This window comes from Bacillus sp. FJAT-50079, assembly GCF_018343515.1.
Lineage (GTDB): Bacteria > Bacillota > Bacilli > Bacillales > Bacillaceae_C > Lederbergia.
Window position 1 is genome coordinate 488,685 of the sequence record NZ_JAGYPD010000003.1, and the last position, 13,130, is coordinate 501,814.

General features: G+C 38.3%; 11 protein-coding genes. 10 read left to right on the forward strand and 1 reads right to left on the reverse strand.

Translation table 11 applies throughout. The features are described 5' to 3' along the window. Positions 1-6 precede the first annotated feature (6 nt). From uvrA to KHA95_RS10010, 8 genes are all read left to right on the forward strand, one after another. Positions 7-2,898, forward strand: coding sequence for an excinuclease ABC subunit UvrA (gene uvrA / locus KHA95_RS09975; RefSeq protein ID WP_213137343.1), 2,892 nt, complete (start codon positions 7-9; stop codon positions 2,896-2,898). A 163-nt stretch (positions 2,899-3,061) separates the two neighbouring features. Continuing rightward, positions 3,062-4,201, forward strand: coding sequence for a DUF4097 family beta strand repeat-containing protein (locus tag KHA95_RS09980; RefSeq protein ID WP_213137344.1), 1,140 nt, complete (start codon positions 3,062-3,064; stop codon positions 4,199-4,201). Between the two features lie 3 nt (positions 4,202-4,204). After that, on the forward strand, positions 4,205-4,555 hold the full coding sequence (locus KHA95_RS09985) for a phage holin family protein (protein ID WP_213137345.1): 351 nt from the start codon (positions 4,205-4,207) through the stop codon (positions 4,553-4,555). 155 nt (positions 4,556-4,710) lie between these two features. After that, positions 4,711-5,646, forward strand: a complete 936-nt coding sequence (gene hprK / locus KHA95_RS09990; RefSeq protein ID WP_213137346.1) for an HPr(Ser) kinase/phosphatase — start codon at positions 4,711-4,713, stop codon at positions 5,644-5,646. Positions 5,647-5,667: 21 nt separating this feature from the next. Then, positions 5,668-6,477 carry a prolipoprotein diacylglyceryl transferase gene (gene lgt, locus KHA95_RS09995; protein ID WP_213137347.1) on the forward strand — a complete coding sequence of 270 codons (810 nt, stop codon included), beginning with the start codon at positions 5,668-5,670 and terminating at the stop codon, positions 6,475-6,477. 24 nt (positions 6,478-6,501) lie between these two features. Continuing rightward, on the forward strand, positions 6,502-7,440 hold the full coding sequence (locus KHA95_RS10000) for a nucleoside recognition domain-containing protein (RefSeq protein ID WP_213137348.1): 939 nt from the start codon (positions 6,502-6,504) through the stop codon (positions 7,438-7,440). Next, complete coding sequence (ppaX, locus tag KHA95_RS10005; protein WP_213137349.1) at positions 7,440-8,093, forward strand: pyrophosphatase PpaX; 654 nt, start codon at positions 7,440-7,442, stop codon at positions 8,091-8,093. Before KHA95_RS10000 ends, ppaX begins: the two co-directional genes overlap by 1 nt. After that, a complete protein-coding gene (locus KHA95_RS10010; RefSeq protein WP_213137350.1) occupies positions 8,090-8,617 on the forward strand; it encodes an acyltransferase in 528 nt (175 codons plus the stop codon). The genes ppaX and KHA95_RS10010 overlap by 4 nt, the downstream gene beginning before the upstream one ends. A gap of 142 nt (positions 8,618-8,759) precedes the next feature. On the opposite strand, the gene KHA95_RS10015 is transcribed toward KHA95_RS10010, so the two are convergent. Continuing rightward, a complete protein-coding gene (locus KHA95_RS10015) occupies positions 8,760-9,266 on the reverse strand; it encodes an MgtC/SapB family protein (RefSeq protein WP_213137351.1) in 507 nt (168 codons plus the stop codon). Between the two features lie 348 nt (positions 9,267-9,614). Here KHA95_RS10015 and KHA95_RS10020 point away from each other — a divergent pair, with 348 nt between their 5' ends. Together KHA95_RS10020 and KHA95_RS10025 are read left to right on the forward strand one after the other, a co-directional pair. Beyond that, on the forward strand, positions 9,615-11,798 hold the full coding sequence (locus tag KHA95_RS10020; RefSeq protein ID WP_213137352.1) for an extracellular solute-binding protein: 2,184 nt from the start codon (positions 9,615-9,617) through the stop codon (positions 11,796-11,798). Positions 11,799-12,018: 220 nt separating this feature from the next. Further along, complete coding sequence (locus KHA95_RS10025) at positions 12,019-13,080, forward strand: extracellular solute-binding protein (RefSeq protein ID WP_213137353.1); 1,062 nt, start codon at positions 12,019-12,021, stop codon at positions 13,078-13,080. The last annotated feature ends 50 nt before the right edge of the window (positions 13,081-13,130 follow it).

The following is a 13,130-nucleotide window of genomic DNA, read 5'->3' on the forward strand; positions in this document are numbered from 1 at the left end:
CGAAACATGGCACTAGATAAAATTATTGTCCAAGGGGCAAGAGCCCATAATTTAAAAAACGTTGATGTGACGATTCCAAGAGATAAACTTGTCGTAATTACAGGGCTATCAGGGTCAGGGAAGTCGTCACTAGCATTCGATACGATTTATGCGGAAGGACAGCGCAGATATGTGGAATCATTGTCGGCGTATGCCCGCCAATTTCTCGGACAAATGGATAAGCCTGATGTGGATGCGATTGAAGGCTTATCACCAGCGATTTCTATCGATCAAAAAACGACGAGTAGAAACCCGCGCTCAACTGTTGGAACTGTAACCGAAATTTATGATTATTTACGCTTACTATACGCCCGAGTTGGAAAACCGATTTGCCCGATTCATGGCATTGAAATCACATCACAAACAATTGAACAAATGGTCGATCGGATTATGGTTTACCCGGAAAGAACGAGGCTTCAAGTTCTAGCGCCAATCGTTTCTGGAAGAAAGGGCGCACATGTAAAAGTATTGGAAGAAATTAAGAAACAAGGCTTTGTTCGGGTTCGTGTCGATGGTGAAACACTTGATCTTAGTGAAGACATTGAACTCGAAAAAAATAAAAAACATTCGATCGAAGTGATTGTTGACCGAATTGTTGTAAAGGCAGGCGGGGAAGCAAGGCTGGCAGATTCATTAGAAACAGCGCTTAAGCTTGGCGAAGGTAAGGTCATTATCGATGTCATCGGCGAAGAAGAATTATTGTTTAGTCAAAATCATGCTTGTCCTGAATGTGGCTTTTCAATTGAAAAATTAGAACCGCGCATGTTTTCCTTTAATAGTCCATTTGGTGCTTGTCCGGATTGTGATGGACTCGGTTCCAAGTTGGAAGTCGATGTTGAGCTTGTCATTCCTGATCGATCACTTACACTAGCGGAAGATGCGATCGTGCCGTGGATTCCTGTTAGTTCGCAATATTATCCGGAGCTTTTAAAAACGGTTTGCAAGCATTTTTGTATTCCGATGGACGTCCCAGTGGAAAAACTATCAAAAGAACAATTACAAACAATTTTATATGGAAAGAGCGGCGAAATCATTCGCTTCCGTTATACGAATGATTTTGGGCAAGTACGGGAGACGAAAATTCAATTTGAAGGAGTCGTTCGCAATGTCGAGCGCCGCTATCATGAAACGAGCTCAGATTATATTCGTGAGCAAATGGAAAAATATATGGCTGAGCAACCTTGTCCACGTTGTAAAGGTCATCGATTAAAAGAAGAAAGTTTAGCAGTTAAAATAGAAAACCGACATATTAGCCAGATTACCGAACTATCCATTAAGGAAGCGGCACAATTTTTCACAGCTCTTCATTTATCCGAAAAAGACATGCAAATTGCAAAATTGATTTTACGTGAGATTGATGAGCGACTTGGCTTTCTTGTCAATGTCGGACTTGATTATTTAACGTTAAGCCGTGCGGCGGGAACATTGTCTGGCGGTGAAGCACAGCGTATCCGATTGGCAACACAAATCGGCTCGCGTTTGACAGGAGTGCTTTACATTTTGGATGAACCTTCAATCGGTCTGCATCAGCGTGATAATGATCGTCTGATCGGAACATTGAAAAATATGCGCGATATCGGTAATACACTGATTGTTGTTGAGCATGACGAAGATACAATGCTTGCCGCCGATCACTTAATTGATATCGGGCCGGGTGCAGGAGTGCACGGTGGGGAAATCATTGCTGATGGAACACCAGAAGAAGTAGCTAATAATCCCCATTCACTTACAGGGCAATATTTATCAGGGAAAAAGTTCATTCCGCTTCCATTGGAACGACGTAAGCCTGATGGGCGTTATCTTGAAATTAAAGGGGCGAAAGAAAATAATTTAAAAAACATTAATGTGAAAATTCCACTCGGTGTCTTTATTGCCGTGACGGGTGTTTCTGGTTCTGGAAAAAGTACGTTAATCAATGAAATTTTACACAAAACGCTTGCACAGAAGCTTCATAAAGCAAAGGCAAAGCCTGGGGCACATAAAGAAATTAAAGGGATCGAGCATTTGGAGAAAGTGATCGACATTGATCAATCGCCGATCGGCCGAACACCTAGATCGAATCCGGCTACGTATACAGGAGTTTTTGATGATATTCGTGATGTTTATGCGGCTACGAATGAGGCTAAAGTAAGAGGGTATAAGAAAGGGCGCTTTAGTTTTAACGTCAAAGGCGGTCGCTGTGAAGCTTGCCGCGGCGATGGGATCATTAAAATTGAAATGCATTTTTTACCTGATGTGTACGTACCTTGTGAAGTATGTCACGGGAAAAGGTATAACCGGGAAACACTTGAAGTAAAATATAAAGGAAAAAATATTGCTGATGTTCTTGAAATGACAATTGAAGATGGATTGGAGTTTTTTGAAAACATCCCAAAAATTAAGCGTAAGCTCCAAACGATTGCAGATGTCGGACTCGGATATATGAAACTCGGCCAGCCGGCAACAACCTTGTCCGGCGGTGAAGCACAGCGTGTCAAGCTTGCATCAGAATTACATCGCAGATCAAATGGCCGTTCACTTTATATTTTGGATGAGCCGACAACGGGTCTGCATGTTGACGATATCGCGAGACTGCTTACTGTTTTGCAAAGGCTCGTAGACAATGGCGATACGGTTCTCATTATCGAACATAATCTCGATGTCATTAAAACTGCCGATTATTTAATCGATATCGGACCAGAAGGAGGCGATAAAGGTGGAACAATTGTTGCAAAAGGTACACCAGAAAAAATCGCCGAAAGCCCGGACTCATTTACTGGGAAATATTTAAAGCCAATTATGGAAAGAGATCGAATGCGGATGAAAGAACGAACGTCCGAACTTGAACGGTTGGAAGAAGTGGAACTTGTAAAGCGTTAAGCTCCGCTTTTTTTCCACAGTTGATTGGAATGGTAGGCTTGCGGAAGGCAAGCCTATAAGTGCAATGTAATAATTATGTTTAACATAGCGATTGTTAAAAAAATGAAACGTATGGCAGCTCTCATCCGTATACGTAGATAGATACGAAAAGGAGGATGCGAAAATGAGTGAAGAGAGAAAGAAAATTTTAAATTTGGTTCAAGAAGGAAAATTATCTGCACAAGAAGCGATTATCTTGCTTGAGGCATTGGATGAAAAGCCACAGAAAGAAAGTAAAGGTCATTTTGAGCAATCTGCAAGTGATCAAGGCGAACAAACGGATAAAAAAACAACGACATCCACAGGGCAAACGGAAGATACGAAAAATGATGACTCCTTTTATTCGCAGCTCGAAAATGCAGGTGAACGAATTTTTGATTTTGTAAACAATGCGCTTAATAAAATTAAGCATATTGATTGGCAGTTTAATCAATCGGTCGATATTCCCCATACGTTTGAACAAATCGGTTCTGATATTGAACAAATCGATATTGACATCGCAAATGGGCCTGTTCGAATCGCAACATGGGATCAAGAGGAAGTTCGAGTTGAATGCCAGGCAAAAGTATATCGCTCAGAAGATCGTGAAGACGCGCGCAAATATTTTCTAGAGAATACGATTTTCTCAAGTAATAATGGACTTCTTTGCTTCGCAACTCAATCGAAGTGGATGCGTGTAGAGACAGTAATATACGTTCCTAAAAAGCAATATAATAAGATTTCTATAAAAATATTTAATGGGGGACTTACAGGTGAAAAGATCGATTGTGACTTTTTAACTGTAAAAACGACGAATGGGAAAGTGGAGCTGACTCATTTTATCGGTGACAAATTCCACTTAGAGACGGTGAATGGGCAAATTACATTGAAGGAATCGAAGGCAGATCAACTTGAAGCGGAAACGGTAAACGGATCACTTGATGTGATTGGGGCTTATCAAAATGTAGAGCTGCAATCGTTCAATGGAAATATTCAATGTTCACTTCCGAAAATGGGAACGAAGACCGTTCACGCCAAAGCAGTGACAGGCAATATCCAGTTATATTTACCAGAGGTTGCAACCATAGATGGCGATGTCCGTTCTAATCTTGGTAATTATAAATTAGAGCTTGATGGGATTAATGTGCTTCATGAAAAGAAAGAGATGATTCAAAAACAAGTACAGTTTAAGCGAGCTGGCAGTGATGAACGTGTCATTCATGTACTTGCTGACACGAAAACTGGCTCTATTCATGTGAAGCAAGCCCCATCATCTGGAGAGTAAGCGATGAAGTGGTTGTTAGGAATTTTAATTAATGCCCTATTATTTATCGCTTTTGCGGGTTATTTCGAAGGTGTTCACGTTTCGAGCTTTGGAGCTGCGTTAGCAGCAAGCCTTGTTTTATCGATCTTAAATATGCTTGTAAGGCCGATTCTCATTATTTTAACTTTGCCTGCCACGCTTTTGACACTTGGGTTCTTCCTCTTTGTCATTAATGCGATCACTTTATTAATGACCGATTCAATTATGGGAAGTATGTTTGAAATCGATGGATTCGGTCTTGCGTTATTATTAGCGATCATTATGTCAATTGTCAATGTCATTATTCAAAAGGTTGTAATGGAGAAGAAAAATTAATGACCCGAACAGTGAAAAATACTGTCCGGGTTTTTTCAAGTGCAAAAAGAATTAATTCGAAAGGTAGGTTTCTATTCCGTTAAGTGCTAAAATAGAAAAATGAGAGTTTGCCGAGCGTAAACTGGTACAATACTGTTTGACGAGGAGTGGAAATGATGGCGAAAGTCCGTACTGAAGATATGATTAAACAATTCGATTTAGAGTTGATAAGTGGAGAAGAAGGAATACATAGACCGATAACGACAAGTGATATTTCACGGCCAGGATTAGAAATCTCTGGTTTCTTTAATTATTATCCAGCAGAGCGGGTTCAACTGCTAGGCAGATCAGAAACGAGTTTTATTGAGCAACTTACAACTGAAGAAAGAGCGGAGCGGATGGAGCTTTTATGTAATGCGGCGACGCCTGGCATCGTCATTACAAGAGGCCTTGATGTTCCAAATGAATTAATAGAGGCATCTGAGCGTCATTCTGTACCGGTCATGCGTACGAATATGAAATCAACCCGTTTTTCAAGTCGATTAACGAATTATTTAGAAGGTGAACTCGCTCCAACGACGGCTGTCCACGGTGTTCTCGTTGACATATACGGAATCGGTGTGTTAATTACAGGACAAAGCGGTGTTGGAAAAAGTGAAACCGCACTTGCACTTATTAAACGTGGTCATCAACTTGTTGCCGATGATTGCGTAGAAATTAGTCAAGTAGATGATGACTTGCTTATTGGAACAGCACCTGAATTGCTCGAACATTTATTAGAAATTCGCGGATTAGGCATTATCAATGTGATGACCTTATTTGGTGCAGGTGCAGTAAGACCGAGTAAAAAAATTACATTGACCATTAATCTAGAGTTATGGGACCAAAATAAACATTATGATCGCGTCGGACTTGACGAGGAAAAAATGAAGATTATCGATACAGAGATTACGAGGTTAACGGTTCCTGTTCGTCCAGGTAGAAACCTTGCCGTTATCATCGAAGTTGCTGCAATGAATTACCGCTTGAAAAAAATGGGAGTCAATGCAGCCGAGCAATTTACAGAAAGATTGAATCAGGTGATCCTAGACGGAAGTCTGAACGATATGTAATAAGAAGGAGTTGTTAAGACGATGAAATCCGAATTCGATCCGATTAACCCCGTAGCCATTTGGTTAGGGCCGATTCCCGTCCATTGGTATGGGATTATTATCGGTGTTGGCATTGCATTATCGCTTTATATCGCGATTCGTGAAAGCGATCGACTTGGCTTGGAAAAGGATTTATTTGCTGACTTAATGATTTGGGCCATTCCGATCGCCATCATTTCGGCACGTATTTACTATGTCATTTTTCAATGGGATTATTACTCACAAAATCCCGGGCAAATTATCCAAATTTGGGAAGGCGGCATTGCCATTCATGGGGCATTAATCGGTGCTGTATTGACGGCGATTGTTTTTGCAAGAAAAAAAGGAGTCTCTTTTTGGAAGTTAGCAGATATTGCTGCTCCAAGCATCATTCTTGGCCAGGCGATCGGACGTTGGGGGAATTTCATTAACCAGGAAGCGCATGGCGGAGAGGTATCAAGGGCATTTCTAGAAAATTTGCATCTTCCAACCTTTATTATCGATCAAATGTACATAGAGGGTGCATATTATCATCCGACCTTTTTATACGAATCGATTTGGAATCTGCTTGGCTTTATATTATTAATTTTCTTAAGAAAAGTGAACTTGCGACGCGGAGAGTTATTTTTAAGCTATGTCATCTGGTATTCGATTGGTCGTTTCTTTATCGAAGGATTACGAACCGATAGTTTAATGTTGACGAGCAGCTTGCGAATAGCTCAGGTTATTTCCCTCATTCTCATCTTCGGCGCTTTAGCTCTTTGGTTCTACCGCAAGAAGACGGGACTCGCATCAAAGAAATATGACGAATAATTTGTTTTAGAGGAGTTAGGCATTATGTGGAAAGCATCATTGAAAAACGGGGCGATTACAGGATTAAAAACAACATGGACGTTGGGCAAAATTATTTTCCCTGTTACTTTGATTGTTGTCATGCTTCAGCATACCCCGATATTACCTTGGATCATCGCGCGAATTGAACCGTATATGGGCTTCATTGGGCTGTCAGGAGATGCGGCAATTCCATTAGTTCTTGGCATGTTCCTTAATCTATATGCAGCGATTGCTGGGGTATTATCAGTTGAATTAACGGTAAAAGAAGTATTTATCATTGCGATGATGCTGTCATTTTCCCATGCCTTGCTTATCGAATCGGCTGTGGCGATGAAAGTAGGCGTTAAAATCTGGATTGTGTTAACCATACGCCTAAGCCTAGCGCTCATTTCAGCACTCATTATCCATCTAGTTTGGAATGGTGGGCAAGAAATGGCCCAATATGGCATGCTGACGATGGAAACGAAACAAGCGACTGATATTTTATCGATCGCAACTATCGGGTTACAAAAAGCGTCGCTTGGGGTTTTTCAGCTTGCGATGATCGTTATTCCGCTTATGGTCGGCATTCAATTATTAAAGGATTATCAATGGCTAGGGGCTTTTTCACGAATGATGGCTCCTTTTACAAAACTGCTTGGTATGAAAGAAAATACATCGACAACAATGGCCGCCGGCTTAATATTCGGTTTATCGTACGGGGCTGGGGTAATGCTCCAAGCAGTTAAAGAGGATGGCGTAAGTAAAAAGGACATTACACTCGCATTTGTCTTTCTTGTTACATGCCATGCTGTTATTGAAGATACACTTATTTTTCTACCTCTAGGAATACCGGTACTGCCACTCCTTATCATTCGCCTGATTACCGCGATCGCGTTGACGATAGGAGTTGCAACTGTCTGGAAAAAGCTTGAAGCAAAAGAAGAAGGGAAGGCAGCATAATGGAAAAGAAGATTACTACTTTATTATTTGATCTGGATGGCACAATTGTGGACACGAATGAGTTGATTATTTCATCTTACTTACACACATTGGAAAAATATTATCCCGGTAAATATTTGCGTGAGGACGTATTACCATTTATGGGGCCACCACTTGTAGAGGTGTTCGCAAATATGGACGTGAACAAAGCAGAAGAGATGGTTGGGGTATATCGAAAATACAATCTTGAACAACATGATTTACTTGTCACAGAATTTGAAGGTGCGTATGAAACGATCCGCACACTACATGAGCAGGGGTATAAACTTGCAATCGTATCAACGAAAATGAGGGATTCAGTACTAAAGGGGCTTGCGTTAACAAAGCTTGATCAATTTTTCGACGTTGTTATTAGCATCGATGAGGTAGAAAATGCAAAGCCGGATCCGGAACCATTGGAAAAAGCATTGAAAGCACTAGGATCAACACCAGAAGAAGCAATCATGATTGGTGATAATCATCATGATATTGTTGGTGGTAAAAATGCTGGTACATATACATGTGGTGTTTCTTGGTCATTGAAAGGTCGAGAATATTTAAAAAAGTATGAGCCCGATTTTATTATCGATCATATGACTGATCTCCTTGATATCGTTGGAGTTCACGTAAAATGAGAAAAACAGAGCGCTTTCCTGTACAAGGGGCGAACTCCCTTTGGCACGTGTATAAAACGGTTCCGTTTTGGAAAGTTGTTCGTAATTTTATCGTTATCCAAGCGGCGCGCTACACACCCTTTTTAGGTTTGAAAAATTGGATGTATCGCACCTTTTTGAGAATGAACATTGGTGAGCAAACATCTTTTGCCTTAATGGTTATGCTTGATATTATGTATCCGGAAAAAATTTCAGTCGGGCGCAATTCCGTCATTGGTTATAATACAACGATCCTCGCCCATGAGTATCTAATTAAAGAATATCGGCTTGGTCCCGTTGAAATTGGCGATGAAGTGATGATCGGAGCAAACTCAACCATTCTTCCAGGTATAACGATCGGCAATCATGCGATTGTTTCTGCTGGAACACTTGTACATAAGGACGTGCCTGAAGGAGCATTCGTCGGCGGCAACCCGATGAAAATCATCTACACGAAAGAAGAATTAGCGGAACGATGGAAAGACGATCCGATATATGGAAGATAACCTGATCGAAAAATGATCGGGTTATTTTTTTAGCGATCATTAACCACTTGTGGGTTTAGGAGTAAATATTAATTTCATGCGTACAAATGTAGGTAATCATAGAAGAAGAAAAGAAGTAAAGCAATGGGAAGCATACCCCATTTTAATCAATATCAATGTCATATTCTTTATGATGAGATTCAATCACTTTGTTTTTTTCTAATAAATGGCCCATGGCGGTAGTAAATAATGATACTAGTATTGCGCATATTACTATTGCATAAAATCCTGCTCCAATTCCAATTCCTACACCACCTGCGAAAAGGATCATTGCAGCCGATGTTAGACCCTTCACCTTTAGACCGTCCTTTAAAATCATTCCAGCGCCAAGAAATCCCAAACCTGAAACGATTTGGGCTGCTAATCGCATTGGATCCATCATTTTCCCGCTATCATTAGCGCTTAAAGTTTCAGCACTATGTATTGAAATTAATGTTATCAGTGTACAAGCAACACAAACATATGTATATGTTTTTATACCAGCAGGCTTGCTTTTAAAAGCCCTATCTAATCCAATCAAAAATCCTAAAATCGCGCTTACACAAATACGAATATACATTTCTCCAAAATTCAGAATGTAATTTTCATAGATAAAGGTTAACCAAAGCATGTATAATCCTCCTGATCAAAATAAAGTGTTCCCAAATCCTTGTAAGCGATTGAATTCCACTGGTTGAGCTATCTAATCTTTGGTCATTATATTATCACTTAAAATTGGAACGTGTCAAATATAATTTAAAAGAACATTAAAATTATGGTAATTCATCATGAATCATATAGAGTATCAAGACAATATTAAAAAAGGTTATGGTATTTATCTTTTTTTTTATTAAAATAAGGTTATACATATTTGTCTATATGAGTTGAAATAAACAACATACATAAAATGCCGAAAGTAAGTCTAGGAACAAAATGAATTTTTCGAACGATCGAAATGAAAAATTTGAGGAGGGTTGGTATGAGTAAACCAACATTTAAAGATATAGCTAGGGAAGCTGGTGTATCTCATGGTACTGTTTCAAATGTTTTAAATGGTAAAGGAAATGTTAGTGTAAAAAGAATTCAAATGGTAGAGGAGGCGGCAAAGAGATTAGGCTATAAGATAAATTATACAGCGAAGACTTTGCGCTCTGGTTCAACAAACTCTGTTGCGATTATACTTCCAAGTATAAAAATTGAGGAATACGCCCTTATCTATGAAGGTTTGGATCAAACATTAACAAAACTAGGTTATCGCACCCACTTATATTCGACATACGATTTGGCGCATAATGAAAATCTTATTTTAAAAGAAATTGCTGCCGAACGAGTTACGGGTGTTGTCACTATTTCTTGTTTGGATAATGCCAATCGTTATTATCAAGAATTAAATATCCCGAAAGAACATATTTTATTTGTTAATAGAAAAGTCGAAAATGCAGCAAAGTTTATATCATTCGATTATTCAGCAGCAGGTGCTGAAGTGAATCAATATTTGCGCACAAAAGATTATCAATCAATTGGAGTATTTACAGATGAAATTCGATTTTCAAATATAAAGCAATTTATGGATCGTCTATTGAAGGGATTCGATCAGAAGGATGTAAAGCATGTTCATGCCAATTTAAATCAATCGTATAGTAAAGCTTTTGAATTTTTTGATGAAGAATCATTTGATATCATTATTGCAACAAGCCTTAGTAAAGCGAATATGTTAAAAAAGGCAAATTTATGGGGTTCTACGAAGCAAATGCCGAAAATTCTTTGCATTGGTCCAACGCAATCCGATGCTAACGATCGTATGACGTATTACCAATTAAACTATCATTTAATGGGGAGTGAAATAGCAGATCTATTAATTAATCAAGTTAAAAATAAAGATGCAATAGATGATGTGACTGTTTTTAAGAATAATGGAATAAGTAACTTAAATCATGATATTAAGCAAAAGGCAAAAAGTTATTTGCAAATCTTAACAATCCCTAGTCCAACGACAGATGCAATAAGTAGAATATTACCATACTTTGAAAAAAAGACAGGAATCAAGGTAAACCTAACGATAAAACCTTATGAGGAAATTTACCACATATTATCTGAGACTAAAAAATATAATCAGTACGACATCATTCGAATGGATATGGCATGGTTATCTTGGTTTGGAAAAGATGTATACCAGCCACTTAACAAACTAGATAATAAACTCGATCAGATTTTAGATAATTATCCGAGTTATATTAAGAATAGTTATTCTGATATTGATGGAATAACTTTTGCTATGCCATTTGATCCGAGTGTTCAAATGTTATTTTATCGTAAAGATCTATTCGAGGATCAAAAAGTTAAACGAATATACTTTGAGAAATACAAAAAGGAATTGTCTCCACCTAAAGACTTTGAAGATTATAGTGAATTATTAAAGTTTTTTTCAAGTGCCTATCTTGAATACGACTCCATTAAGTATGGTACAAGCGCTATTCTCGGAAGGTCGGAAATAATCGCTTCAGAATTTTTAACTCGTTATTATGCGGAAAAAGGTAAGTTAATAGATAAAAATGGGGAAATTCAACTAGATTCTAAAAAGGCAGCAAAAGCACTTATCAACTATTTAGAAATGGTGGAGATCTCCCAAAAGTTAGACGCTACCTGGTGGGGAGAGGCTGTAAATAGTTTTGCGAGGGGAGAAACAGCCATGGTTATCGGCTTTGCAAACCATGTTTCAAAAATTGCCCATAGTGATATTGGCACATTGATTGGTTTCTCGACAGTACCAGGAAATAAACCACTTTTAGGCGGTGGAGTTGTCGGAATAACAAAGGAAAGTAACAAAAAAGAAGAGGCAGTCAGCTTCATCAATTGGTTCAATGACACAGTAACAGCAGAACAAATTACATTGTTAGGCGGTACTTCTCCGAATCAAATGGTCTATCAAAATCAAACGATACGTATGCTTTATCCGTGGCTTGAAGGTTTGAACAAAGCAAATATTGATGGGATAAGGGATACGAAAAATAAAAACGGTAAAAGATTAAATACAAGAAGTATTGAACAAATCATTGGGAAATCAATTAAAGAAATATTGATTAATCAGGTGGAGATTGAAAAGGGAATTGAGCAACTTAATAAACGCTTAGCATTTTCAAAAGGATCATTAATGAAAAATTAATAAAAATCCGTAGCCAAAAAAATAAAGCTACGGATTTTTTGATTTTTTAAAAGATGTTGACAGCTAAATTAACTCTGAATATAATGAAGAAGAAAAATGACACGTTCCAAAAATCGAAAAAGAGGTGAATAATAGATCATAATTTAAGCAGAAAAATAGTCCAAATGCACAGTGAATTGGATAGATATTTAAAAATTACAATAAACGGGGAGTGAATGATATGAATCTAAAAAGACTGTTATTAATTGTTATTGGCATAATCGTATCGAGTGTAATAATGGGGTGTGGTAAAGAATCAAATGGGGATTCAGATTCGAAGAAGCAAAAATCATTAATTGTATATTCAAATTCTGTAACTGATGGTAGAGGAGATTGGCTAAAGGAACAGGCGAAAGAGGCTGGCTTTAATATAGAAATTGTAGATATTGGTGGATCGGATTTATACAACCGCCTACTAGCCGAGAAAAATAATCCAATTGCCCATGTTTCATTCGGATTGTCGCAAATGGATTGGAATTCTCTCAAAAAGGAAAACGCTTTAAAGGAGTATGAGCCAGAGTGGTTAAATGAACTGCCAGATAATTTAGTTGACCCAGAACATTTTTATCATCCAATTGTAGAACAAAGAATTGTCATGCTTTATAACAAAGACACGTATACCGAAGCAACGGCCCCTAAAGATTGGCCGGATTTATGGGAAAAGGAAGAATTCTATGGTAAATATCATGTTCCTAGTTCCTTAGGTGGAGGGACAAACCGTGCAGTTATTTATAATATTTTAACTCGCTATTTGGATGAAAATGGAGAATTAGGTGTGTCTGATGAAGGATGGGAAGCTGTAAAAAAATATGTTCAAAATGGATATATGACACCTGATAGTGAAGATCGTAATGCGAACTTAGCTGATGGGACAGTTCCGATTTCATTTTACTTTTCTTCTGGGATCCCTGGCATAGAGGAGGAGTTTTCTTTTGAAGCTGGAATTGTTTCACCAAGTATTGGTGTCCCTTCTACAATTGAACAAGTTGGTATTATGAATCATGGGGATGATTTTGATTATACTTTAGCTCAGGACTTCGTTGATTGGTTCGGGTCAGCTGAGGTGCAAGGTAAATGGGCTCAGGAGTTTGGTTCTATACCTGTTAATAAAAGTGCAATTGACCAGGCAACAGATCGTATGAAAGAAATTGTAGAATTTACAACTGTTCAAGAAATTGATTACGAAATTGTTAGTAAATATATTGATGGGTGGATGGAAAAAATCGAGTTGGAAATTTTCTAATTCGGTAGATTCCTTCGTAATCGCCACTTTATAAAATGAAGTGGCGATTA